This is a genomic window from Pseudomonas sp. RL_15y_Pfl2_60 (genome assembly GCF_963970595.1).
In the GTDB taxonomy this organism is placed as follows: Bacteria; Pseudomonadota; Gammaproteobacteria; order Pseudomonadales; family Pseudomonadaceae; genus Aquipseudomonas.
This window is the reverse complement of sequence record NZ_CAXAOE010000005.1, coordinates 209,852-236,053: the sequence shown is the minus strand read 5'-3', so window position 1 is coordinate 236,053 and position 26,202 is coordinate 209,852. Positions and strand designations below refer to the sequence as shown.

General features: G+C 57.5%; 18 protein-coding genes. 10 read left to right on the top strand and 8 right to left on the bottom strand.

Annotated features, from left to right (window positions below):
* Positions 1-12 precede the first annotated feature (12 nt).
* From AACY26_RS15335 to pilG, 7 genes are all read right to left on the bottom strand, one after another.
* Complete coding sequence (locus AACY26_RS15335) at positions 13-1,050, bottom strand: chemotaxis protein CheB (protein ID WP_339515463.1); 1,038 nt, start codon at positions 1,048-1,050, stop codon at positions 13-15.
* On the bottom strand, positions 1,047-8,540 hold the full coding sequence (locus AACY26_RS15330; RefSeq protein WP_339515687.1) for an Hpt domain-containing protein: 7,494 nt from the start codon (positions 8,538-8,540) through the stop codon (positions 1,047-1,049). Before AACY26_RS15330 ends, AACY26_RS15335 begins: the two co-directional genes overlap by 4 nt.
* Positions 8,541-8,551: 11 nt before the next feature.
* A complete protein-coding gene (locus tag AACY26_RS15325) occupies positions 8,552-9,433 on the bottom strand; it encodes a CheR family methyltransferase (RefSeq protein ID WP_339515462.1) in 882 nt (293 codons plus the stop codon).
* A gap of 51 nt (positions 9,434-9,484) precedes the next feature.
* Positions 9,485-11,530 (bottom strand): methyl-accepting chemotaxis protein, encoded by a 2,046-nt coding sequence (locus tag AACY26_RS15320; protein WP_339515461.1) that lies wholly within the window; start codon positions 11,528-11,530, stop codon positions 9,485-9,487.
* A gap of 85 nt (positions 11,531-11,615) precedes the next feature.
* Entirely contained in the window at positions 11,616-12,152 is a 537-nt protein-coding gene (locus AACY26_RS15315; RefSeq protein ID WP_339515460.1) for a chemotaxis protein CheW, read from the bottom strand.
* Between the two features lie 44 nt (positions 12,153-12,196).
* Complete coding sequence (pilH, locus tag AACY26_RS15310) at positions 12,197-12,562, bottom strand: twitching motility response regulator PilH (protein WP_010485677.1); 366 nt, start codon at positions 12,560-12,562, stop codon at positions 12,197-12,199.
* 43 nt (positions 12,563-12,605) lie between these two features.
* Positions 12,606-13,013, bottom strand: a complete 408-nt coding sequence (pilG, locus tag AACY26_RS15305) for a twitching motility response regulator PilG (RefSeq protein ID WP_010485676.1) — start codon at positions 13,011-13,013, stop codon at positions 12,606-12,608.
* A gap of 392 nt (positions 13,014-13,405) precedes the next feature.
* On the opposite strand from pilG, the gene gshB reads away from it, so the two are divergent.
* From gshB to AACY26_RS15255, 10 genes are all read left to right on the top strand, one after another.
* The gene (gene gshB / locus AACY26_RS15300) at positions 13,406-14,362 is read left to right on the top strand and encodes a glutathione synthase (RefSeq protein WP_339515459.1); all 957 of its coding nucleotides are present in this window, start codon (positions 13,406-13,408) and stop codon (positions 14,360-14,362) included.
* Between the two features lie 213 nt (positions 14,363-14,575).
* Positions 14,576-15,472 (top strand): energy transducer TonB, encoded by an 897-nt coding sequence (locus AACY26_RS15295; protein ID WP_339515458.1) that lies wholly within the window; start codon positions 14,576-14,578, stop codon positions 15,470-15,472.
* A 95-nt stretch (positions 15,473-15,567) separates the two neighbouring features.
* Positions 15,568-16,137, top strand: a complete 570-nt coding sequence (locus tag AACY26_RS15290) for a YqgE/AlgH family protein (RefSeq protein WP_339515457.1) — start codon at positions 15,568-15,570, stop codon at positions 16,135-16,137.
* Positions 16,138-16,149: 12 nt separating this feature from the next.
* Positions 16,150-16,587, top strand: a complete 438-nt coding sequence (ruvX, locus tag AACY26_RS15285; protein WP_339515456.1) for a Holliday junction resolvase RuvX — start codon at positions 16,150-16,152, stop codon at positions 16,585-16,587.
* 28 nt (positions 16,588-16,615) lie between these two features.
* Complete coding sequence (pyrR, locus tag AACY26_RS15280) at positions 16,616-17,122, top strand: bifunctional pyr operon transcriptional regulator/uracil phosphoribosyltransferase PyrR (RefSeq protein ID WP_339515455.1); 507 nt, start codon at positions 16,616-16,618, stop codon at positions 17,120-17,122.
* A 13-nt stretch (positions 17,123-17,135) separates the two neighbouring features.
* Positions 17,136-18,146, top strand: a complete 1,011-nt coding sequence (locus AACY26_RS15275) for an aspartate carbamoyltransferase catalytic subunit (RefSeq protein ID WP_339515454.1) — start codon at positions 17,136-17,138, stop codon at positions 18,144-18,146.
* Positions 18,146-19,417: a dihydroorotase gene (locus AACY26_RS15270; RefSeq protein WP_339515453.1), complete on the top strand. Its 1,272-nt coding sequence runs from the start codon at positions 18,146-18,148 to the stop codon at positions 19,415-19,417. Before AACY26_RS15275 ends, AACY26_RS15270 begins: the two co-directional genes overlap by 1 nt.
* A 365-nt stretch (positions 19,418-19,782) precedes the next feature.
* On the top strand, positions 19,783-21,933 hold the full coding sequence (egtB, locus tag AACY26_RS15265; protein WP_339515452.1) for an ergothioneine biosynthesis protein EgtB: 2,151 nt from the start codon (positions 19,783-19,785) through the stop codon (positions 21,931-21,933).
* A 364-nt stretch (positions 21,934-22,297) separates the two neighbouring features.
* A complete protein-coding gene (nadE, locus tag AACY26_RS15260; protein WP_339515451.1) occupies positions 22,298-23,128 on the top strand; it encodes an ammonia-dependent NAD(+) synthetase in 831 nt (276 codons plus the stop codon).
* A 214-nt stretch (positions 23,129-23,342) separates the two neighbouring features.
* Positions 23,343-25,001: a Na/Pi cotransporter family protein gene (locus AACY26_RS15255; protein WP_339515450.1), complete on the top strand. Its 1,659-nt coding sequence runs from the start codon at positions 23,343-23,345 to the stop codon at positions 24,999-25,001.
* Positions 25,002-25,040: 39 nt separating this feature from the next.
* Here the strand turns inward: AACY26_RS15255 and AACY26_RS15250 are convergent, their stop codons facing one another.
* On the bottom strand, positions 25,041-26,102 hold the full coding sequence (locus AACY26_RS15250) for a haloacid dehalogenase-like hydrolase (RefSeq protein WP_339515449.1): 1,062 nt from the start codon (positions 26,100-26,102) through the stop codon (positions 25,041-25,043).
* Positions 26,103-26,202: the final 100 nt, after the last annotated feature.

Sequence of the window (26,202 nt, the reverse complement as noted above, 5' to 3'; positions counted from 1 at the left end):
GATATGTCCTGATCAGGCATTCGTTGCAGAATGACGGCACTGCTCTGCCAGATGATTAACCAGCCCGAGCGCCAGTTCGCGAGGGTCGGCGCTATAGTCGCTATAACCAGCCTCACGCAGGCTGTCGGGCATGCTTGGGCACAGGCAGGTGTCGCCGCGCTGGGTCCAGACAAGTGCGTTCTGACGTTTAAGGTACGCAGCCGCCGCACTGCCGTCGCTGCCCATGCCACTAAAGACGATCACGCCGCACTGATTGCCAAACTGCTGCGCCAGATTCAGCATCATCTGGTCAATGGAAGGGCTGTAAGGCTCGGGCCAGGCACGCTCGCTAATGTGCATTGCACCGTCGCGGTCAAATTCAAGTTCACGGCTGATTGGCACCACAATCACTTCCCCGCAACGCACAGTGTCGCCGTCGCGTGCCGGGTTCACATGCCATTGGCTGTGCCGGCCAACCGCCTGCGGCAATACTGACTCAAAGCTGGCATCGATGTGCTGCGCGTAAATAAACCCCACCGGCAAGCCGCCGGGCAAGGCATCCAGAAAAGCCTTCACCGCTGCAGGGCCACCCATTGAGGCCGCCAACAGCCAGACCTGTTGCGCCGGTTCTCCCATAACCAATTGCGAATCAGCCAGTACTTGTGGCAGCTCCAGGCGCGTTGGACGCTGCGCCTCGGACAGCAGCGCCTCAAGCGTCGGCCCAACTGCTTTTGACGGATCGCCCACCAGCTTTTTCAGCTTGGCAAACAGGCTACGCTCCCAACGCGGGTAGTTCTCGGAGTGGCGTTCAGGCGCATGACCTTCACCAAACAGCACTGGCGCAGAGGTGGTTTCGAGCAGGTTGTCGACCAATGGCGAGTCTTCTGACTGGGCCAGATCCACCAGCCACAAGTCAGCCTCGCAAGCCAGCAACGCCTCTTCATCAAGACGCGCCGGATCACTGTTCATCACCACTTCATAACCACTGCCCGCCAGCGCCTGTTGCAACACATGACGCTGCAAGGATGTATCAGCAATAACAGCGATGCGAGCGGTGGTTTTCTCGGTCATGTGCGCTTAACCAACTGATTGATGCTCTCGAGCAAGAGTGACTCTTGATAAGGCTTGCCCAGGTACTCGTTAACCCCAATGCTCAGTGCCCGCTCGCGGTGTTTTTCACCGGTACGCGAGGTGATCATGATGATCGGCAAGTCTTTGAGGCGCGAATCGTGGCGAACCAGGGTCGCCACCTCGAAGCCATCCATGCGCGGCATTTCGATATCCAGCAGCATGATGTCCGGCTTGTGCTCTTGCAGCAGCGAGATGGCATCGACCCCATCCTTTGCAGTCAGCACGTTCATGCCGTTACGCTCAAGCAAGCGGCTGGTTACCTTACGCACAGTTACCGAATCGTCGACCACCATCACCAGCGTTGGCCGATCCGCTTCAATCTCGGCTTCGCTCGCTTTGTGGCTGACCAGCCGCGGTTGCATCTGGTTGAGCAAGTGGGCGTGCAGCACACGAATAGTTGCCAGCAGATCGAGAATCACCACAACGCGACCGTCACCAAGGATGGTCGCCCCGGAAATACCATGGACACCGGCAAATTGCGGGCCGAGGCTTTTCACCACGATCTCACGAGAACCGGCCAGCGAATCAACCTGCACCGCGACCGTATGCTCGCTCGACCGCACCAGAATTACCGGCAACGGCAGGCTTTGTCCGACCAGCTTGGGTTGCTGGCCGTTGTTGAGCAGGTCACCGAGATAACGCAACTCATAAGCCTGGCCGGCGTACTCGAAGCGTGGCGCATCCGGTGCGTAATAGGCTTCGAGCTCATAAGGTGAAACGCGCACGATACCTTCAATGGTGTTCAGTGGAATCGCGTAGAGATCCTCACCGGAATACACCATCAATGCGCGGTTGACCGACACGGTAAATGGCAGGCGAATCAGGAAGCTGGTGCCAACACCCGGCGTCGAGTCGATACTCATCGAGCCGCCGAGTTGCTTGACCTCTGAATGCACCACATCCATGCCGACGCCACGCCCCGAGATCTGCGTGACCTTCTCGGCGGTGGAGAAACCCGCCTCGAGGATAAACTGCAAGACTTCATAGTCGCTAAGGTCGGAATCAGCATCCATCAGGCCACGTTCAATGGCTTTACGACGCACCGCATCGCGGTTGATGCCGCCACCGTCATCGGTCAGGGTCAAGGCAATATCACCGCCTTCACGGCCCAGGTTCAGGCGGATGGTGCCTTGCGCGGGCTTACCGGCTGCACGGCGCGCATCGGCTGATTCAATACCGTGATCCACAGCGTTACGCAGCATGTGCTCAAGCGGTGCAACAATGCGCTCAAGAACGGTACGGTCCATCTCGCCATCGGCATTACCGACGACGAACTCAACCTGCTTGCCCAACTCGCCCGCAACCTGGCGGACGATACGCCGCAGACGGGGTATCAAGCGCTCGAACGGCACCATGCGCGTACGCATCAGGCCTTCTTGCAGCTCGGTGTTAACCCGCGCCTGTTGCAGCAACAGGGTTTCAGCGTCGCGGTTACGGGCAGCCAGGGTTTCTTTCAAATCGAGCAAGTCAGACGCCGACTCGAACAAAGCACGCGACAGGGTTTGCAGCTGCGAGTGGCGGTCCATTTCCAGCGGGTCGAAATCTTCGTAACCGGAACGCTCGGCCTCAGCCTGATAACTGCTGAGGATTTGCGCCTGGGTTTCGGTATCCAGACGTCGCAATTGGTCACGCACCCGGTCAATGGTCGCTTCCATTTCGCTGAGGGTGAAACCAAAGTCGCTGACCTGCTGCTCTACCCGACCGCGGAAAATCGAGGTTTCACCCGCCAGGTTAACCAGGCCTTCAAGCAGCTCGGCTGGCACCTTGACCAGCTCTTGTGGAGCCCGGCGCGATGCGGCTTCCTGCGCGGCTTCCTGAGCGCGGCGAACAAAAGGCAAGACCTTGTTCACCAGCTCCTGGGCCGGCATGGCGCTGGCAGCGACAATAGGCGCAGACAGGTTCGCTTGGTAATCAGCCGCAGGCGCAGCCGGAGCAACTTCAGCCGGTGCATCCAATGGCTCGTTGGCCAGGCGCTCACGCAGTAGTTCGACTTCGCTCACCAAGCCTTCGTAACCCGACTGCACATCGAGGAAAATACTTTCTGGCCAAGGTGCAGGCTGTTGCTGCGCTTCGCTCAGGTGCTGTTCGAGGTCGTGCGCCTGATCACCCAAACGCTTCTGGCCCGCCAGACGCGCGCCGCCCTTGAGGGTGTGCAAGACACGCAGGATGTCATCAATGGCGCTGGAGTCATCGCGATTAACATCCCAACGGCCAACCGCAACTTCCATGGCTTCCAGCAGATCGTCAGCTTCCTCAAGGAAGATATCGAGGATGTCTGACTCTTCTGCGGTATCGCTAGAATCGTCAACCGCCTGCAGATGAATGCTGGACGGCATGCTCAACTGTTGGCCAGGGTTGCTGCGGAACTGCTTGATGGCCTCGATCAGCGCCTCGCCATTGGGCACAGGACGCTGATCACGCACCGCTTCAAGCATCGCCGCCAAGCTGTCGTGAGCAAGTTGCAGCAAGGCAAATAGCTCAGGGCTCGCACGCAAGCGACCGTCACTCAGGCCTTCATAAAGAAATTCCAGCTCATGGGCAAGATCGCCAACTTCTGCGATCTCGGACATCCGCGCGCCCCCTTTGAGGGTGTGCAAATCGCGCTGCAGAGATTCCAGCTCAAGGCTGTTATCGACATCGTTGATCCAACGCTGCAACGCCGCCGCCGAGCTGTCGAGCAGATCAAACCCTTCCTCAAGGAAAATCTCGACCAGCTCCTGATCGCGCTCTTCAATGAGCGGGGTGGGCGCCACAGGTTCAGCGTCGGGTTCGGCGGCCATGCTCAGTTCAGGTAACTGCGGCTCGTCCGGCTCAGTTGACTCCTCTTCATCAGATTCGCCATCCAGCGCTGCGAAATCCGCTTGCTCGGCCGCGCCATCATCGATTTCCAGCGGCTCGCTGTCGGTTGTCTCGGCATCGCGCTCCTGATCATCCAAGTGATCAAGCGCTGGAGGCTCTGGCTGATTGAGCTCATCGTCGATCTCAGCCAACGGCAGGTCGTGCCCAGGCTCGGCAGGTTCACGACCGTCGTCCACAGGCGCATCGAGCGCTGGGTTATCCACGACCGCTTGCTCACCCCGAATGAAGGCGGCAATGGCAGCAATCAAATCATCTGCCGATGCGATATTGGCTCGCGCTTGCATCTGTTCGACTTGCACGGCCAATCGATCATGGCTTTGCTGGAGTAAACCGGTCAGCTCAGGCGCGACATCAAGCCGACCATCGAGCAGGCGCTCATAAAGGGTCTCTAGCTCATGACCAAGGTCGCCCACTGGCTTGATATTGGCCATACGCGCGCCACCCTTGAGGGTGTGCAGATCGCGATATAGCGCTTGCAGCGGCGTTTTATCCTCAGGATTGGCCAGCCACTGATCGAGCGAAACACTGGCGCTCTCCAGCAGGTCGACCGCTTCCTCAAGGAAGATCTCAACCATTTCACTGTCCAGGGCCTCATAGGCATTGGCGTCCAGTGATTGCTCATCAAACTCTTGCTCGGGGGCGACTTCAGCCGTGATTGCAGGCAACTCGTTGCTGGGCGCTTCTAAAGAATCGGCCAGGCTGTCTTCAGCCTCAGTTTCATCTGCCTGCGACTGCAACGCGGCGGTGGCGGCATCCAGTTCGACAATGTCGATACCGTTATTATCGGGGCTCGACAACAGCGCCAGCTTGGAAGGGTCGAGCGCCTCGCCAAGCAAGAGCCGCAAGGCTTCGACGCGCTGCGGTTCGGCACTGACCTGCAAACCCGCGGCGACCTGGTCCATCATCCCGATCAGCGCTTCATGGGCAAGCTCTGCCTCACTGAAGAAACGCTCGCTAACCGCCAGGCTGCCTTCTTCGACTGCGCCATAGAGATCAAGCAATGCTTCGCACAGCTCATCAATTTGCGGCAACTCGGCCATGTCGGCGCCACGTCCAAGCATGGTCAGTTCATCAAGCAATGCGCTGAGTTCCTGACGCTCAAACGGATGCTCGCGCCAGTTGCTCAACAGCTTCTCGGCATCGAGCAGGATGTCCATGCCTTCAGCCAGGAAGATGCTGATCAACTGGGGATCGCGCACCTCGCCCAACTCGCTTTTACGATTGTTTTCAGCTGTGTCCAGTCGCTCCTGATGCAGCTTTTGTACATCATCGAGAAAGTCTTGCGCGCCCGGCAACACGGCCAGCGGATGCTCTTCAAGCTGGGCAAGCGCGAGGCGGAACAACTGCTCGGCGCGACGCAACAGGTCAGCTTCGGACATATCCAAGGCGATCAGGTTGGTCTTGAATTCCTTGACCAGTTTTTCCAGCGGCGCTGCAATCTCGGCGACCGGCAAAATGCCAGCCATGTAGGCGCTGCCTTTAAGTGTGTGCAAGGCCCGCTGCAAATCATCGGTAACCGGTTGCGGCAACTCACGCTCGCAATCTGCCAGGAAGCGCAGCAAGGTCTCAAGATGGGTTTCAGCTTCGCTGCGGAAGATATCCAGCAACTGCGGGTCGAGCATTTCATCCCGCTCGCCTGAGGCCTCGGCCATAGACGGCACATCTGCTGTTGCAACGAGCTCAACAGGAACCGTGGCTGCGGGCGGGCTAATACGTTGGCCTTTGGCCAAGGCATGGGCGGTCATCGCAAGCAGGTCGACATCGTCGCGTTGGCGCTGCGCCTTGTTGGCATATTCGCTGACCAGCTCAGGTATCAGCTTGATCACTTCGCTGATCACCTGCTGCACATCCGCATCGGCTTCGATACTGCCGTCCAACACGCGATTGAGCAGGTTCTCAACCGACCAGGCCAGCTCGCCAATCACCAGCGCACGGACCATACGGCCACTGCCCTTGAGCGTGTGGAAAGCTCGGCGAACCTCAATCAAGGCCTCTTTGTTCTGTGTATCGGCGCACCACAGCGGATAATACTCAGCGATGGTTTCGAGCACTTCACCGGCTTCCTCAATGAAGACTTCAGCCAGCTCGTCATCGAAAGGCTCTTCATCGGCGGGTGGCGGCAACAAGCTCGGCGGCACATCGTGCGCAGGCGGATTGACCACCTGCGCTGGAGCCGCCATGACATCAGCCATGGACAGTGGCTTTTCAGCCTCGTCGGCAGAGGCTTGTTCAGGCTCACTCAGGCTCGGCAGCTCAACATCTGGCAGGCCCAGCGCGGCGATATCTTCATCATTCCAGCTGGCTTGCGGCTCCAATGAGTCGAGACTAAAAGCCTCAAGCTGCAAATCTGGGTCGTCCAATGAAAATGCCGGGCTTTCATCCAGCTGCAACCTTGGCAGTTGCTCATCGGCTGGCGCATCTGTTGGCTCAAGCTCCAGCTCGCCAAAATCAAAGTCGACCAGCTCGATATCGTTTTCGCTGTTGTCCTCGACCGGGGTGATCTCGGCCAAATCGAAGTTCAGCTCATCATTAACCGAGTCGAGATCAGCGAACTCAGCATTCAAGTCGTCAGGCGCTGGTTCTGGCTTTGGCATTTCGGCATCGAGTTGCTGCTCGAGCGCGGCATCAAAGCTGTCGCTCGACAGGTCGATATCCAGTGGCGCGCCTGGCTCAACGAGTGAGTCAGCGCTGATAACTTCAATATCGTCCAGCGGGTTGGCCAAAGGCTCAAAATCGGTCTCACCGAGGTCCAGGTCGTACTCTGGCAATGCAGCCTGCGCGTCAGGCTCAGCGTTGCTGTCGAGCTCAGGTGAGGCTTGCGGCTCGGGCTCAGCAAGCGCTTGCGCTGCATCAGGCGCTGCTGGCTGGTCGAGAATCGAAGGCTTTTCCTGCAGTGGATAACCCAGGCTTTCGAGGCTTTCTTCAGCCACGTCGAGAATCAAGTTGCCTTGGCTGGCGTGATCATCGCCCAAGCGCTCAAGGTAATACTCGACGCTGGTAATTGCATCGGCCAAGGTGTCCAGGCTCTGCCAGTTGGGCACAGCCTTGCGCGCCAGCAGTTGTTCCTGGATGTAGCGATTGCAGGCATTTAGCAGTTGCGCGGCTCGCTCCAGCGGAATCATCGCCAAGCCACCGCGCACTTGCGTCAGCAACTCTGGCACGCGGGCCAGGTGATCGTGATTCCACTGCGAAGCAATGAATTCGATAATTGCATCTTTGGCTTGTTCGAGGCCGGTACGCGCCTCTTTGATCACCAACTGGTGAATTTGCCCAACGTCGGTCGTTGGCAGGTGGTTTTCTTCACTGGTGCCTTCTTCCGAGGGACCCACCATACCGGCCAGCGTCGCCTCGACATAGAGCAGCGCACCCGCCACATCCATCAACACGGCATCGCTTGGGTCACGCAGGCCCTGAGCCAAGCCCTGCACCACGGCGATCTGGTCGATAATGACTTTGCGCGGCTGGGCAAAGCCCAACACCGCCAAGGTGTCCGAGATCTGCTTGAGCGGCGCGAGCAAGGATTCCAGCTCGACAATTTGGACGCGATCGCTGCGCACAAACAGATCGAGACTGTCTTTAACCCGGACCAGTTCTTCACACAGCGCACCGACCACCGAACGCATGGCGTTGCGGTCTGGGCCTGCGAGGCTCGCCCGTTCGGCATCAACGGTTTCATCGTCCGGCAATGCTTCATCCAGACGGAATTGTTCTTTCAACGCGGCAATACGCGGGGTTTTGCCGCTGGCTTTGGCGACATAGAACAACAGGTTCTTGATCAGCTCATCAGGCGCGGCCTGATTGAAGCCATCTGCACCCTGGGTCATCAAGCGCTTGAGTTCTTTATCGACCTCACGCAACAGGCTGCGCACCGAACTGCCATTGGAGATACTGCCGCTGGCCAGCCCTTCGACGACACCCGAGGCAATCTGCCATAACGCACCAAGTGGCGCGTCCTTGCACAAGGATTCGAGGCGGGCAAATACCCGCGCCATGTACCCCAGGTTGGTTGGCAGGTCTTGATTACGCAGCACACCCACCAGCGCCATCTGCAACATTTGCCGCAACTTACGCAGTAATCCCGGCAGCTCAGCATTGTAGCGTTGCGCCAAAGCCTCACTCGACAGCGCGGGCGCCAGTGAGGACATGTCCGGGGCGAACAGGCTGGTCTCTGAAAGCAGTTTCTCGCCGCGCGCCGAACGCAGGTCATTGAGCAAAGGCAGCACGACCATTGGCAGATCACGGCGCGCCGTTTGGATTCGGTCCAGGTAAACCGGCATCTGCAAGATAGCCTGCATCAGCACTTCCAGGGCTTCGCCCTGATTGCCGACACGACCTTCCATCAACGCTTGCGAAAGGTGCTCCATCTCTTCCGCGAGCAGTGCCGCGCCGTGGAATTCAACCATCTGCAAGGTACCGTGCACCTGATGCACGTAGGTCAAGCAGAACCGCATGCGCGTTGGGTCTTGAGGGTTCTCGACGAACGACTCAAGCGCCTGACGTGCCTGCTTCAGGGTTTCTGCTACTTCGCCTTTGACCCACTCCAGGGCGACATAGTCGTGCCGATCACCCATAGTCACTCCGCTCATAACTTGCCCTTACGGGTAAACGCCAGAACTCGCTCGTCGGCGACCGGTATCAAATCCGGATGCTGCCAACCCGCCACTTCGCCAACTCCAATAACCAGCAGACCACCCGGTGCAAGGCGCTCTGCCAGGCAATTGAGGATCTCGCGGCGACGCCAGCGACGAAAATAAATCAACAAGTTCTGACAAAAAATAACGTCCATACCGGCCATTGGCGCCTTTGCCAACTCCAGTACATTGAGCTTGGCGCAACATACTTGCGACGCCAGTTCCGGTAATACCTTGAGGCTGCCATCGGGCTCAGCGGAAAAATAGCGCTGAGCTATATGTGCCTCTAATTGCTCAAGCTTGCGCGCCGCAAAACGCCCTTCACGTGCCTTGCTCAACGCGTTGAGGCTGATATCGGTACCGGTCACCGCATAATGTGCAGGCAATCCGGCAGCCTCCAGCACCTGGGCGGCAGTGATGGCCAATGAATACGGCTCTTCACCACTGGAGCAACCCACACTCCACAATTCCCATGGCTTATCCAGCGACTGCTGCAACCGAGATTGCAGGTAACGCTCAAGCACATCAAATGAGGCACGATGGCGAAAAAACCGGGTCTCCTGAACCGTTAACCGATCCAGCAGCACAGACCACTCAACCGCGCCACGCGGGCCATCAGTCACCTGACGATAGTAGTCGGCGTATTCACTGACACCCAGTTCGCGCATGCGCGAACTCAGGTTAGTCTGCAAAAACGCCTTGCGCTGCTCCTGAATCACAACCCCCGTACGATCCTCAAGCAAAACCTGCCAGCTGTGGAATTCGTCGTTAGACATTTCCAAGACTGGCTGCAAGGCCCACGCACCATGCGGGTTGTCGTGACGTTCGGTCATAATCCTGGGACTCCGGGCAGCGACCTTTGCAAGCCGCTGCGCAGCCATCGATTAAGCCTGCTCCCCTTCCGGCAAGGTAAAGCCGGATACCGACTTACGCATCTCACTGGCCATTTTCGCCAAGTTACCAATGCTCTTGGCGGTTGCGGTTGTACCGGACGACGTTTGCGAGGTGATCTCCTGAATCACGTTCATGGTGTTGGAGATGTGACCGGCAGACGACGCCTGTTGGCGTGCGGCGTTGGAGATGTTCTGGATCAAGGCCGCGAGGGTCTTCGATACTTTCTCGATCTCTTCCAGTGCAACCCCGGCGTCCTGCGCCAGACGTGCACCGCGCACCACTTCAGAGGTGGTCTGTTCCATCGAAATTACAGCTTCGTTGGTGTCAGTCTGAATCGTCTTAACCAGTGCCTCGATCTGCTTGGTTGCAGCAGATGAACGTTCAGCCAGGCGTTGTACTTCGTCCGCTACCACGGCGAAGCCTCGGCCTGCATCACCGGCCATGGAGGCCTGGATTGCAGCGTTAAGGGCGAGAATGTTGGTTTGGTCGGCAATGTCGTTAATCAGGCTAACGATGTCACCAATCTCCTGGGACGACTCACCGAGGCGCTTGATCCGCTTCGAGGTGTCCTGGATCTGCTCACGAATGTTATCCATGCCGGTGATGGTGTTGTGCACCACCTCGTTACCCTTGTTGGCAATGGCTACCGAACGTTCCGCTACCGCAGAGGATTCAGAGGCGTTCGCCGATACCTGGTCAATCGACACCGCCATTTCGTTGATTGCCGCCGAAGCTCCGGCAATTTCTTGCGCCTGGTGCTCGGAAGCTTCGGCCAGATGCATGGCCGTTGCCTGGGTTTCCTGAGCAGCACCGGCCACCTGTACGGCGGTCAAGTTAATGGTTGCAACCAGGTCACGCAGTTGGTCGATGGAGTAGTTGATGGAGTCAGCAATGGCACCGGTGAAGTCCTCGGTTACCGTTGCCGCCACCGTCAAGTCACCGTCCGCAAGGTCTGCAATTTCATCGAGCAGTCGCAAAATCGCCGTTTGGTTACGGTCATTCTTTTCAGCCGTTTCAGCCAGTCGACGGTTAGTCGAACGGACCATCACGATACCGATCAGGATGATCGAAGCCAGTACCAGCAAGCCCAGCACGTAACCCACCAAGGTATTGACCTGACGGCTGTCGGCCAGGCCTTCAAAACCCAGGGACAGGTCGGAGGCTTTATCAAGCAGGGTTTGCGAAACGGTAAAGATGGAGTTCGCCGATTCACGCACCTGGAACAGCTCTGGCGAGGTTTCGAGAATCTCGTCCACCGAGCCCGATACGAACTCGAACAGCTCGGAAATCTCACCCAGACGATCCAGCGCTTCGCTGTCTTCTACCTTGGTGATTTCCATGGCAGCGTTGCCTTCGAGCATCGCATTCAATACGCGACCGAACAGGCTGGCGTCACGACCGAAAGTATCGGCGGCCTGTACCGAGTCGGTGTCACCAGCAAGTACCTTGTTCACCGAGCCCAGGATACGTTCTGCCAACAGCGACTGGCGCTGGGCAACCGACACCTGAGCCGCTGGCGCGCCACTTTCCAGCAGGATGTCGACAACTTCTTCGTACTCGACCTGCAACTGTGGAATGGTTTCAGCCAGCGTCGCAGCTACTTGGTGCAGCGACAGAACCGTTTGCTCGCTGGCCAGAATGGAGTCAGTGTTTTTACGCAAGCTGTCCCAATCTTTCTGCACAGCCGCCATTTGTGGTTGCACCAGCTCGGGAGCAGGTGGCAAGCCACTTTCAGCATTGCCATCGGTCAGAATAGCCCAGCGCTTTTGGAAGTCGTTACGTGCATCACGCAACAAACCAAAGGCCTCAGGTGTGCCTGTTGCTGCTTCCGTGGCGTTTTTCGCAATACGCTGGGACAGAACACGCAGCTCACCGGAGTGGCTGATGTATTCAGTGTCGTAGTTGGACTGGGTGTTGATATAGGCGAAGTTAGCGAACAGCAACACAACTGACACGATCAGGACGATAAACAGCCCCAAAATCAGTGTACTGCTACGCGTACCCGCGAATAATTTGCCTGCATTTAGTTTTTTCATTATCTGGCCCCCGCCTGGACCGACCGCACTACGGTTCCCATATAACGCCAAAAGGCCGGCAAAGCCGACCCAACCGAAAATCTTATTAAAATGCTACCGCTAGGAAGTCTGGGTTTTGTGCCAGCGCAAAAGGGCTGAACACCAACCAAGCTTGCTCACGTTGAAAGACGCCATGAATAAATGGCGCTACCGATGTTTCCAGTGGAGGCAGATCTTCGGAGAATGTATCCACCGAAAAATGCTGCATACCAAAGACCTCGTCGACCGTCAGGCCAGCAAAGATCTCTTGATGATCCACCACCAACACCCGCCGCTGCTTGCGCAGTGGCGACAACTCATTGCCTAGAAAGCCGCACAGATCCATGACTGGAAGCAAGCGACCCCGTACGTTTGCCACACCCTTGACCCAGCTCTTTACGCCTGGCAACAAGGTATAACGCGGTTCATGCAAAACCTCACCGACCTCACCCATCGGCGCCACGAACAAACGCTCCCCCATCCGGAACCCGATACCGCTCCATGTCTGTTGCGCGGCTTGCTGCATAGGCAAGCCAGCCGCAAGCACACGACAGCGCTGATCGATCTCGAGAAGTTTTTCAAAGGGTGTTTGTGCGTCGGACATGCCCACTGCAGCCTTTTGGTTAGAGTTTGCCTACTGGCGCGGAATTAACCGGCCAGTACAGCGTTCAGCGTTTTCAGCAGCGTGTCTTCATCAATCGGCTTGGTCAGGTAATCTTTAGCGCCTTGGCGCTTACCCCAGACCTTGTCAGTTTCCTGATCCTTGGTGGTCACAATGATCACTGGAATGTGATTGGTGTCCGCATCTTTGGTCAGTTGACGTGTCGCCTGGAAGCCGTTCAGCCCGGGCATTACGATATCCATCAATACCGCGTCTGGTTTTTCCTGGCGAGCCAGGGCAACGCCATCAGCGCCATTTTCCGCCTTCAATACTTCATGACCGTGCTTTTCCAGCATTGCGGTCAGCTTGTACATCTCGGTCGGCGAGTCATCAACAATCAGAATTCGAGCCATGGTGCGTCTCACTACTTAAAGGACATTGGTACTGGTACGAATGTCAGGATGCTTGTTCCACCGGCATAAAGTCAGGCACATGGTTTTTGATCGCACCGAGCAACTCTTCCTTACTGAAGGGTTTGGTCAGGTACTGATCGGAGCCCACGATTCGCCCTTTGGCTTTATCGAACAGCCCATCCTTCGAGGACAGCATGATCACCGGCGTGGATTTGAAAGCGCTATTATTCTTGATCAGGGCGCACGTCTGATAACCATCAAGACGCGGCATCATGATATCGACAAAAATAATGTTCGGATGGGTATCGGCAATTTTTGCCAAGGCATCAAAACCATCTACTGCAGTAATTACATCGCAACCCACTTTCTTGAGCAGGGTTTCTGCGGTTCGACGAATCGTTTTCGAATCGTCAATGACCATTACTCTCAAACCCTCGGAATGCTGTTCCATGTGTGCCCTACCATCGCCTCGGTGAGTCATTATTTTTTCTGCTGGAGCCAGTTCAGCTCGACCGCCCATCTAATGATGTCGCGTCAAAACACAATAGACTTCAGCCACCCCATCACCTTATCTAGTCGGTGCCAGGCGACCTATCGCGTGTGAGCAGTGCGGACACAGCCTTTGAACAGGCTCCTTGGATTGACGACTGAACATCTGACGCCAATAGATTGTTACCCTGATCATTCGGCCTTTTTAGCACACTCTCCAGATGCAAGCTATAAGCTACCGACGCCTAAGGTTTTTTCCTTGAACGACTACACAATCAGCGCCAATTAAAGGCTCGTGTATAGTCTCCAACATCTTATTAACAGCTCACATTGTGACTTTACGGAGAAAAATACATGACCGTTCGTGTTGGCATCGTCATGGATCCTATCGCGCAGATATCCTTCAAGAAGGACAGCTCCCTGGCCATGCTCCTTGCAGCCCAGGCCCGCGACTGGTCGCTGTTCTACATGGAAGTCAAGGATCTGTACCAGGCCAAAGGCCAGGCCCGCGCCCGCGTTTGCCCGCTCAAGGTGTTTTACGACCCCGAGCACTGGTTTGAACTCGGCGCCGAACAAGACATGCTGCTCTCGGACCTGGACGTGATCCTGATGCGCAAGGATCCACCGTTCGACAATGAGTTCGTTTATGCGACCTACCTGCTTGAACAGGCCGAGAATGCTGGCAGTTTGGTAGTGAATCGCCCGCAAAGCCTGCGCGACTGCAACGAAAAACTCTTTGCCACCCAGTTTCCACAGTACACCCCGGAAACCATCGTCAGCCGTCGCGCCGATATTTTGCGCGACTTTGCCAAAGAGCAAGGCGATGTCATCCTCAAGCCACTCGACGGCATGGGCGGCTCGATGATTTTCCGTCATCGCCAAGGCGATCCAAACCTGTCGGTGATCCTGGAAACCCTGACCGCCCACGGCACCCAGCAGATAATGGCGCAAGGCTATCTTCCTGCAATCAGCGATGGCGATAAGCGTATTCTGATGATTGACGGTGAGCCGGTGCCTTACTGCCTTGCACGAATCCCCGCCGCAGGCGAAACCCGTGGCAACCTGGCCGCTGGCGGACGCGGAGAAGCGCGACCATTGAGCGCGAGGGACCTGGAGATTGCCCAAGGCATTGGCCCGACCCTGCGCGAAAAAGGCTTGTTGTTCGTTGGCCTGGATGTGATTGGTGACAACCTGACCGAGATCAACGTGACCAGCCCAACCTGCATCCGTGAAATTGATGCCGCCTATGACACCAAGATCGCTGAGCGACTGATGGATGTCATTGCTGGAAAACTCAAGGCTGGCAAATAATCCCAAGCCTCTTCAATGACAAGCCCTGAATCGACGCACATGGCACCCCGATTCAGGGCTTTAAAGCCTTTTGGCATTGCCACATCAGGGCGTAAATTAAGTAGCACCCGCCAATACACAAGTTTGAAGCAGGTAGCAGCTTTGCACTTGAAACTTGCAGGCCATGGCCTCTAGTCGGCAGACTGCGCGGCATTCCGAGCTGAACCTTATTCCATGAAATCACCAGCCAAGACCACACACACACCTTCTTCTGCGGTCAAGCCAGCAGACCGACTGGGCTTCACGCTGTTTCTGGCAGCCGTGTTGCATGTCGCGTTGATACTTGGCTTGAGCTTCAGCCTGGCTGACCCGGTCACCATCAGCAAGACCCTGGAAATCACCCTGTCGACCTTCAAGAGTGAAGAAAAGCCCAAAGAGGCCGACTTCCTTGCCCAGGACAACCAGCAGGGCAGCGGCACGCTGGATCACAAGGCCGCGCCGAAAACCACTGAACAGGCGCCCTTCCAGGACACCCAGGTCAAGCACGTGACGCCCCCTGCGGCGCCGCAACCGCCACCTGTTCCCAAACAAGAACCGAAAAAGGTCGTGGCCACCAAGAAGCCGCAGCCACAGAAAGTTCAGGCCAAGCAAGAAAAGGTCAAGCAGGTCGAACCCACGCGCGAGGCGCCGACCTTCGACCGCGAGCAACTGAGCAGCGAAATCGCCAGCCTTGAAGCAGAGCTGGCGCAAGAAGTTCAGCAATACGCAAAGCGACCGAAGATTGTGCGCCTCAACGCCGCCTCGACCATGCGCGACAAAGGTGCCTGGTACAAGGACGAATGGCGCAAGAAGGTTGAGCGCATCGGCAACCTCAACTACCCGGACGATGCCCGGCGCAAGCAGATCTACGGCAGCCTGCGCATGCTGGTATCGATCAACCGTGACGGCAGCCTGCATGAAGTACTGGTATTGGAGTCATCCGGCCAGCCGCTACTCGACAAAGCGGCGCTGCGAATTGTCCGCCTGGCTGCGCCCTATGCGCCCTTCAGTGGCGACCTGGCAGACGTAGACCGCCTGGAAATCATCCGCACCTGGCGCTTTGAGCGGGGCGACCGCTTGTCGAGCAATTGAGGCCGGTTCACTTTTTTACACCCTAGCCCAATGTTTTATAGCAACAAGACTGTTTTGGCTTCCCGGCTCAGGTCGCAGGCTTTAAGCTAGCGATCATGAAAGATGCCAGCCCTAGCTACCTCAAACACCAGTTGCTAATCGCCATGCCACACATGGACGATGAGCATTTTGCGCAAACCGTCACCTACATCGTTGATCACAACGAGCAAGGCGCCATGGGCTTGGTCATCAACCGCCCAAATGGCCTTAACCTGGCGGACGTACTCGAACAACTCAGCGAAGACAGCGAGCCACCGGCCATCTGCGAGAGCTTGCCGATCTTCAGCGGCGGCCCCGTACAGACTGACCGCGGCTTTGTCCTGCATCCTGCCGGCGACAGCTACCAAGCCACCCTTGAGCTTGGCGAGCTGGGCCTGACCACCTCGCAAGATGTGCTGTTTGCGATTGCCGCCGGCACCGGCCCTGACAAATATCTGATCACCCTCGGCTATGCCGGCTGGGATGCTGGCCAACTGGAAGCTGAAATCGCTGATAACGCCTGGCTGACCTGCCCGGCGACGCAGAACATCCTGTTCGACCTGCCCTATGACCAGCGCCTCAATGCCGCTGCCTCGCAGCTTGGCATCAACTTGAGCCTGCTCACTTCACAAGCGGGCCACGCTTGATGGAGCCAATCTGTGAGTAACCCGCGCCCGCTACGTTTATTACTCGGTTTCGATTACGGCACCAAGCAGATTGGCGTTGCTGTCGGCCAGGTGATTACCGGCCAGGCCCGCGAATTGTGCGTACTCAAGGCGCAAAATGGCGTGCCCGACTGGCAGAAGGTCGAAGCGCTGATACGCGAATGGCAGCCAGATGCAATTGTCGTCGGCCTGCCGCTGAACATGGACGGCAGCCCAAGTGACATGAGCGAGCGTGCAGAGAAGTTCGCGCGCCGCCTCAATGGCCGTTTTAATCTGCCCGTTCACACCCATGACGAACGCCTGACGACCTATGCGGCCAAAGGCGAGCGCTTACAGCAAGGCCAAAATAGCGGTTATCGCGAACGTCCGGTGGATGCACTGGCCGCCGCGCTACTGCTCGAAGGATGGCTAGAAGAACATATTTCAGGCTGAGCCCAGCTCAATGCCCAAGGAGCTTGTGATGAACCTACCCGATCCCGCTGAATTGCTGCCTGAAATGGCCAGCGCGCTAATCAGCCACCTGAATAAGCGGCAGATCAGCACACCGCGTTTCATCGGTATTCGCACCGGTGGCGTATGGGTTGCGCAGGCCCTGCTTGAAACCCTCGGCAATAAAGAGCCGCTGGGCATTCTGGATGTCTCGTTTTACCGCGACGATTTCACCCAGAACGGTTTGCATCCACAAGTCCAGCCGTCTGAGCTACCGTTTGAGATCGAAGGCCAGCACATTGTGTTGATCGACGACGTACTGATGAGCGGACGGACCATACGCGCCGCCATGAACGAGCTGTTCGATTATGGTCGCCCGGCCAGTATCAGCCTGGTTAGCCTGCTAGACCTGGATGCTCGCGATTTACCGATTCGCCCGGATGTAGTCGGCGCAACCCTGTCATTGCCTGCCACGCAGCGGGTAAAATTATCAGGCCCGACCCCGCTCACTCTTGAGCTGCAAACGCTCACAAACTGAGACCCCTACCGCGATGACGCCGACAGAAGCCAAACGACCTCTGCAACTCAATGACCAAGGTCAGTTGCGCCATTTCCTTTCGCTTGATGACTTACCGCGCGAGCTACTGACCGAGATCCTCGACACCGCCGATTCCTTCCTCGAAGTCGGCGCCAGAGCGGTGAAGAAAGTCCCACTGTTGCGCGGCAAGACGGTGTGCAACGTGTTCTTCGAGAACTCGACACGCACCCGCACCACCTTCGAGTTGGCGGCGCAGCGCCTGTCCGCTGACGTGATTACCCTGAACGTCTCGACCTCCTCGACCAGCAAGGGCGAGTCACTGTTCGACACCTTGCGCAATCTTGAAGCCATGGCGGCAGACATGTTCGTGGTGCGCCACGGCGACTCAGGCGCAGCGCACTTTATCGCCGAGCACGTGTGCCCGGACGTGGCGATCATCAACGGTGGCGATGGCCGTCACTCGCACCCGACCCAAGGCATGCTCGACATGCTGACGATCCGGCGCCATAAAGGCAGCTTCGAGAATCTCTCGGTCGCCATCGTCGGCGACATCCTGCATTCGCGTGTTGCGCGCTCGAACATGATTGCCCTGAAAACCCTCGGCTGCCCGGACATCCGCGTAATAGCACCCAAAACCCTGCTGCCGGTCGGCATCGAGCAATTTGGCGTGACCACCTACAGCGACATGGACGCCGGGCTTAAAGATGTCGACGTGGTGATTATGCTGCGCCTGCAGCGTGAACGGATGCAGGGCGGGCTACTGCCCAGCGAAGGTGAGTTCTACCGCCTGTTTGGCCTGACCGAACAGCGCCTGAAACTGGCCAAGCCTGATGCGCTGGTCATGCACCCGGGCCCGATCAACCGTGGTGTGGAAATCGAGTCAGCGGTAGCTGATGGCCCACAATCGGTGATTCTCAATCAGGTGACCTACGGCATCGCCATTCGCATGGCGGTGTTGTCGATGGCCATGAGCGGGCAAAACACTCAACGTCAACTCAACCTGGAATCCGAGGAGCAGAACTGATGCGTACCCGTATCCTCGGCGCCCGCGTAATTGATCCGAACAGCGGCTTCGACCAAATCAGCGACCTGTATATCGAGGGTGGCTTGCTGGTCGCCATTGGCGACGCACCCACTGGTTTCGTAGCCGAAAACACCCTTGACGCCACGGGTTTGGTCGCCGCCCCCGGCCTGGTCGACCTCAACGTGGCGCTGCGCGAGCCTGGCTACAGCCGCAAGGGCAGCATCGCCACCGAAACCCTGGCAGCGGCGGCAGGCGGCGTCACCAGTTTGTGCTGCCCGCCGTTTACCAAACCGGTACTCGATACACCAGCAGTTGCCGAGATGATCCTCGACCGCGCCCGCGAAGCCGGGCACACCAAAGTCTTCCCTATCGGCGCACTGAGCAAGGCTCTGGAAGGCGAGCAATTGGCCGAGCTGGTTGCATTGCGCGATGCTGGCTGCGTGGCGTTCAGCAATGGCCTGGACTGTTTCCGCAACAGCCGCACCCTGCGCCGTGCAATGGAATACGCCGCCACGTTCGACCTGACCGTGATATTTCACTCGCAAGACCACGATCTGGCAGAAGGCGGCTTGGCCCATGAAGGCGCAAGAGCCAGCTTCCTTGGCTTGCCCGGCATTCCCGAGACTGCCGAAACCGTCGCCCTGGCCCGCAACCTGCTGCTGGTTGAACAGACCGGTGTGCGCGCCCACTTCAGCCAGTTGACCAGCGCACGTGGCGCAGAGTTGATTGCCGAGGCGCAAGCACGCGGCCTGAAGGTCACCGCCGATGTTGCGCTCTACCAGTTGATCCTGACTGACGAGGCGCTGCAAGGCTTCTCCAGCCTTTATCACGTGCAGCCCCCGTTGCGCACCGCAACAGATCGCGATGGCCTGCGCCAAGCCGTCAAGGACGGTACGATCCAGGCGATCAGTAGCCATCACCAACCGCATGAAGCCGACGCCAAGCTGGCGCCCTTTGGCGCGACAGAGCCAGGCATCAGCAGTGTCCAGCTATTGCTGCCACTGGCCATGACCTTGGTGCAAGACGGCTTGATTGACCTGCCGACGCTACTCCAGCGCCTGACCACCGGCCCTGCCACAGCCTTGCGCCTACCGGCCGGTATCCTTGCCGTGGGCCAGGCAGCAGACATTCTGTTGTTCGACCCACAGGCCTCAACCCTGGCGGGTGAAACCTGGTTCTCGAAAGGCAGCAACAGCCCGTTTATCGGCCATTGCCTGCCGAGCGCAGTGCGCTACACCCTGGTCGACGGGCATATCTGCTACCAGGCCTGATGAGTCGGTGGTCGCACTGGCTGGATGCGGTTTCCCCAGCCAGTGCAACTCACTGACAATGCCACGGCAAAGCGCAGCACCAGCCCGTCAGTGCTTGACCCACTTCCAATAAAAAAACTGCCATTGGGTGGTTTTTTGCTTTTTCAGCTCGACAATGCCAATAGCGGTCTAAGCTGAAACCTTATTCGAATAACCGACTCTGATTTAATTGTGGCGCAGCGATTCAATCCGCCCGCCAGATCAATTTCCTCCAAGCCAGCTTCAAGCGTTTCCAGCCATAACCCAATCAATTTCCCAGCCAGCCGTAACGTTAGCCCTCAGCCAGCCTCAACAATGACCAGCCTAAACAGCGGAGACAAAAGTTGATGAGCAGCACATTAAGAGCTCTAAACCCAAAGCACACTCAAAATCCGTTACTTGATCGCTACCTCGCTGTCAGGGGCCGCACCGAATCCTTGATTGCACCGCTCAGCCATGAAGACATGGTGGTTCAATCAATGCCCGATGCCAGCCCGGCCAAATGGCACATTGCTCACACAAGCTGGTTTTTCGAGACATTCCTGCTCGCCCCACATCTCGACAACTACGGCGCATTCGATCCCAGCTTCAGCTACCTGTTCAACTCCTATTACGAAGCCGTCGGCCCGCGCCACCCCCGCCCACAACGCGGCCTGATGACCCGGCCCAGCGCTGAGCAAGTGCTGGCCTACCGCAAGCATGTCGATCAGCACATGGCTGAGCTGCTGCAAACACCGCTCGCTCCTGCACAGCACAAGTTGATCGAGTTGGGCCTAGCCCACGAAGAACAGCATCAAGAGCTGTTGTTGATGGATATTCTCCACCTGTTCAGCACCTCCTCGCTGAAACCGGTTTATGACCGGCGCTGGAGCAAAATCTCACGTGGGCGCAAGGGCCAGTTCAAGGCCCATGCTGGTGGCCTGGTGGAAATCGGCCACCAAGGCCAGGGCTTTGCCTTCGACAACGAAGGCCCGCGGCACACCACCTACTTGCAGCCATTCGAGATCAGTGATCGCCTGGTGACTAACGCGCAATGGCTTGAGTTCATGGATGACGGTGGCTACACACGCCCTGAACTGTGGCTGGCTGAGGGCTGGGACATGGTGCGCAGCCAGGACTGGCAATCACCGTTTTACTGGCAGCCCAGCCAGGACGGCTGGAGTCAGATGACCTTGGGCGGCCTGGAGCCAGTGGATCTCGACGCGCCAGTGACCCATATCAGCTATTACGAAGCGGCCGCCTTTGCCTGCTGGGCTGGCGCCCGCCTGCCGACCGAAGCGGAATGGGAAGCGGCGGCCCAGTCGGGCCACCTGCAACAGGTCGATGACGTTGCCTGGCAGTGGACACAAAGCCCTTACAGCCCGTACCCGGGCTTTCGCCCAGCCCCCGGCGCCGTTGGCGAGTACAACGGCAAGTTCATGATCAATCAGATGGTCTTGCGTGGCGGTGCCAGCTTCACCAGCCCCGGCCATACCCGCCTGAGCTACCGCAATTTTTTCCACCCGGAAAAACGCTGGGTCTTGAGCGGGCTGCGATTGGCACGCGACAGCCACAAAGCCCTGACCGACGAGCACAGCTCATTCCGACGCGATGTACTCAACGGCTTGGCGGCAGACCACAAGAGCATACCGCCCAAATACTTCTATGATGCGGCCGGCTCAGCCCTGTTCGAGGACATCTGCAAAACCGCTGAATACTATCCCACCCGCGCAGAGACTCGCCTGCTGGGCGATGTTGCCGGAGAAATAGCCGCCACCTTTGCCCCCGGCAGCGCGCTGATCGAATTCGGCAGCGGTGCCAGCGATAAAACTTGCCTGCTGCTTGATGCTGCCCCGCAACTGGGTGCCTACGTGCCCATCGATATCTGCCCGGATGCCTTGCAACATGCTGCGCAGCGCCTGACCGAACGCTATCCAGCCTTGAACGTGGTTCCTCAAGTTGGCGACTTCACCCGCACCCTGGCCCTGCCAGCAGCCATAAACCAACGCCCACGGATCGGCTTTTTCCCCGGCTCGACCATCGGCAATTTCAATCAGCAGCAAGCGGTGGCGTTCCTCAAGTCGGCCAAAACCATATTGGGCAATGAGGCGCAATTTATCGTCGGCGTCGACATGGTCAAACCTGTCGATATCCTTGAAACAGCCTACGACGATGCAGCGGGGGTGACCGCCAGCTTCAATAAAAACCTGCTGGTGCGCATCAACCGTGAACTGGACGCGGATTTTGACCTGAGCAACTTCGCCCACCAGGCGCTGTGGAACCCGGTCAAGCAACGCATGGAAATGCACCTGCTCAGCCTGGTCGCACAAACCGTGACCATCGCCGGACAACGCTTCACCTTCGCCGAAGGCGAGAGCCTGCACACCGAAAACTCGCATAAATTCAGCGTCGAATCATTCACGGCAATGGCTGCTGAAGCTGGCTGGCATGTTGCCCAGTATTGGATCAGCGAAGCGCCACAGGTCGGCTTGTTCAGGCTTAGCCAAAAGGTTGCTTGAGCACTCAATGCCAAGCTAAAGCGCCCGATGGCAAACATCGGGCGCCTCACCAGTGAGCGGCTTGCCTTTTGCCTGCGCGGCAAGCCATCCCTTGCACCAAAAACGCCCACTTTCCGATAACACAACCCTTGGCGAATAACATTTGTGGCATGACGACTTTAGCTGCCAAAGATTGAATACAATGCGCTCGCATAAAACCCGGCAGGAAATACTACTTGCTCAAAGCGGCTCCACAAACGCTGGGGCGAGCGGTGCTAAAGTAGCCCGATAATTGCTTAAAAATTCCAGTACTGACTCAAGCCACCTAAGGCCACGCAACAGCCGCTTTAGCCAGCACTGAAATAACCCAAAAGGTGAATATGTAATGAACCCAGTTTTGCGATCAGAGATTCAGGCAGCCTTGGCCATTGACCGAGGCATCATCGATGAGAGCAGCGCCAACGCCGAAATCACTCGCCGCATTGAGTTCATCAAAGGCGTACTGCGCAAATCCGGCGCCAAGGCCTTGGTGCTGGGGATCAGCGGCGGTGTCGACTCATCAACCGCCGGTCGCCTGTGCCAACTGGCCGTCAGCCAAATGCGCGACGAGGGCCAGGCCGTCAAGTTCGTCGCTGTGCGCTTGCCGTACAAGACCCAGGCTGACGAGCACGACGCCCAGGCAGCGCTGGGCTTTATCCAGCCGGATATGTCGACTGCGGTGAACATCGCCGATGCCGTCGATGGCTTGATGAACAGCATCCAGTTGGAAGGCATTGAGCCAAGCCCAAGCCTGACCGACTTTGCCAAAGGCAACGTCAAGGCCCGCACCCGCATGGTTGCGCAGTACGCCATCGCTAACTTTGTCGGTGGCCTGGTTGTCGGCACCGACCACGCCGCCGAAGCGGTCATGGGCTTCTTTACCAAATTTGGTGACGGTGCTTGTGACCTGGCGCCCTTGTCTGGTCTGACCAAGAGCCAGGTTCGCCTCCTCGCTCAGCAACTGGGTGCGCCAGAGTCCCTGGTGCACAAAGCGCCGACTGCGGACCTGGAAGAACTGGCGCCGGGCAAACTCGATGAAGTTGCCTACGGCTGTACCTACAACGATATCGACAACTACCTGCTCGGCAAGCCAGTCTCGGATGCTGCCGCCGAGATCATCGAATCGGCTTATCTGAAAACAGCGCACAAGCGCGAGTTGCCGATCATCCCGAGCTAAACTCGGCCGCTGGTCCCTGAAAAGCCCGGAATTCCGGGCTTTTGTGTTTTTGTCATTGGCCGCAATGGCTTTGTGACAGTTTTGTTTCAATCCCCTGCTCAGCTATGCGATGCTGGCGTCATTGCCGTAAACCAACTACAGCTTAAGTAACAACTAGAACGTGTACGGCACCGTCAGCTTGCCCATCAGGGTCTAAACAGCACAGGGAGCCAGCATGCTTACCCTGCTTAATTTGTTATCTGCCGTGGCCTTGTTGATTTGGGGCACACATATAGTCCGAACCGGCATCCTGCGGGTTTATGGCTCTAATCTGCGCCATGTAATCAGCCAGAGCATGTCCAAGCGCTGGCTGGCGTTTATCGCCGGAATAGGCGTCACCGCACTGGTGCAGAGCAGTAACGCCACCGCCATGCTGGTCACCTCCTTTGTCGGCCAGGGCCTGATGAGCCTGACCCCGGCGCTAGCAACCATGCTCGGCGCTGATGTAGGGACTGCGCTGATGGCGCGGGTGCTGACCTTTGATTTGTCATGGCTATCGCCCCTGCTGATCTTCGTCGGGGTGATCTTTTTCTTGTCGCGCAAACAAACTCGGCTTGGGCAAATGGGCCGGGTCTGCATCGGACTGGGACTGATCATTCTGGCGCTGCAATTGATCGTTGAATCGGCGACGCCGATCACGCAGGCCCAAGGTGTCAAAGTGATCTTTGCATCACTGACCGGCGACATTCTGCTCGATGCGCTGGTGGGCGCCCTGTTCGCAATGATTTCCTACTCCAGCCTTGCAGCCGTGTTGCTCACCGCAACCCTGGCAGGCGCTGGCTTGATTGGCCTGCCCGTGGCCATCGGCCTGGTGATTGGCGCCAACATCGGCAGCGGTGTGTTGGCCTTCCTCAGCACCAGCATGCAGAACCCGGCAGGCCGCCAGGTAGCGCTTGGCAGCCTGCTGTACAAATTGATCGGCCTGTTGCTGATTATCCCGGTGCTCGACCCGCTGGTGGCATGGATTGACGGCTTCGACTTCAGCCATCAGGAAATCGTCATTGGTTTCCACCTGCTGTACAACACCACACGCTGCCTGCTGCTCCTGCCAAGTGTCGGGCCGATGGCCAAGCTCTGCGCCTGGTTGCTGCCGCAAAAACCAGAAACCAATGGTGCAGCCAAGGCGCGGCATCTCGATCCGGCAGCGCTGGCCACACCTAGCCTGGCGCTGGCCAATGCGGCGCGCGAAACCCTGCGCATCGGCGACTTGATCGACAATATGCTCGAAACCATGCGCGATGTGCTGCACAGCAAGCAGAGCGCGGTCACTCAGGAAATACGCCGCCTGACCGACGACACTGAAACGCTGTACAGCGCCATCAAGCTGTATCTGGCGCAGATGCCACGGGAAGACTTGAGCGATCAGGACAGCCGCCGCTGGGCAGAAACCATTGAATTGGCGATCAACCTCAAGCTCGCCAGCGACCTGATCGAACGCATGCTGCGCAAGGTTCAGCAGCAAAAAACCTCGCAACGCCGGTCATTTTCCGAAACCGGCCTGGAGGAGCTGGCCGGGCTGCACAGCCAGCTTATTGCCAACCTGCGCCTAGGCTTGTCGGTGTTTCTCAGCTCCGACAAGGAAAGCGCCCGCCAATTGCTTAAAGAGAAGCGCCGCTTCCGCGCTCAGGAACGACGCCTGGCTCACGCCCATGTAAGCCGCCTGCAACGCAAGATAGTGCAGAGCATCGAAACCAGCTCATTGCACCTGGAGTTGATCGCCGACATGAAGCGCTTGAACTCACTGTTTTGCAGCAGCGCCTACGCCGTACTGGAAACCACGGATACCGGCGCGCTGGCGGTGGATGACTTATCCGAAATCAAGCATTCGACTTGAATACAGGACCAGGCAGGTTAACGCCTGGCCCTTGCTCGTTTACTGGATATCATCGGGCTTGACGATGACCCAGTTTTTGTCAGCCGTCACTGGCAAACCTTCCTTGGCTTGCGCCTCGGCGTTGGTTTTTATCATGCCGTTGAGCTGGTTCATGTACTTGTCTTTGCGGTTGACCCACAGGTGAATCCCGCCTTTGTTGACATCGACGCCGTGAAACAGCATGTAGCCGTCGCTGTCTGGGGTATCGCCAGCCACCAGAATCGGTTTTTTCCACTGATCGATATAGGTCAGGATCGCGCCTTGTTTGCCTGCCATCCAGGTTGCTGGCGTCCACAGGTACGGAGTCAGTTCCAGACCGAGGTTGGCCTGATCGTCATATTTGCCTGCAGCTACCTGCTTACGCGCAGTCGTCAGTTGGTTGGTTTGACGATTCTTGAGCAGCAGCGAAACGCCGATTACGTTCTGCGGTTTGACGTTGTAGCCGTATTTGGGGTCTGAAGCGACCATGCGCACCAACTCTTCAGATGCCGCGCTCACCACATAGACTTCAATGCCGTTTTCCATCAGCTTGTTGTACAGCTCGGTCTGACCGGCAAACACCTTGGGCGGCTGGACTTCGATGGTCTTGACCTCATCGCCATCATAATAAGTACTTGGCACGGGCTTGCCCAAGGCCATCAACTCGTCCACGTAGCCTTTGAGTTCCTTGAGAGTGAAGCCGGAAAACACCTGCGCAACCCACGGATAGCAGACCATGTCGTCTACTTCGCAAAGCCGGTAGTAATAGCTGAACAGGCTTTCCTTGTGGTCAGCGGTGTCCTTGAACGGCATCAGTTTGAGGGAGGGATCGAGCTTTTCTCGGGTGATCAGCCCTTTATTCTCCATGAACGGCAGCAGTGACTCTTCCAGGTCGTTACGATAGCTGGTGTTGTCCATGTCAAAGACCGCGAAATTACCTTTATGGGCGTTTGCCGCGATCATGGCATTGAGTTGCTTGGCTGCCGGCTCTGGCCAGTGCTTGAGCTCGGTGGAGAACGCCTGTCCCGTCAGAGTTAGACCCAGGCAGAGTGCAGCGGCCAGCAATTTTGGCGCGAGCTTCATAACGGTTCTCTCTTTTTAGTAGAAGAAACAACCGTAACAAAAAACGACCGAGAGGTTTGTGCATTAACGACCCGATGCTCGCTGACGGCGCCACCTGGCC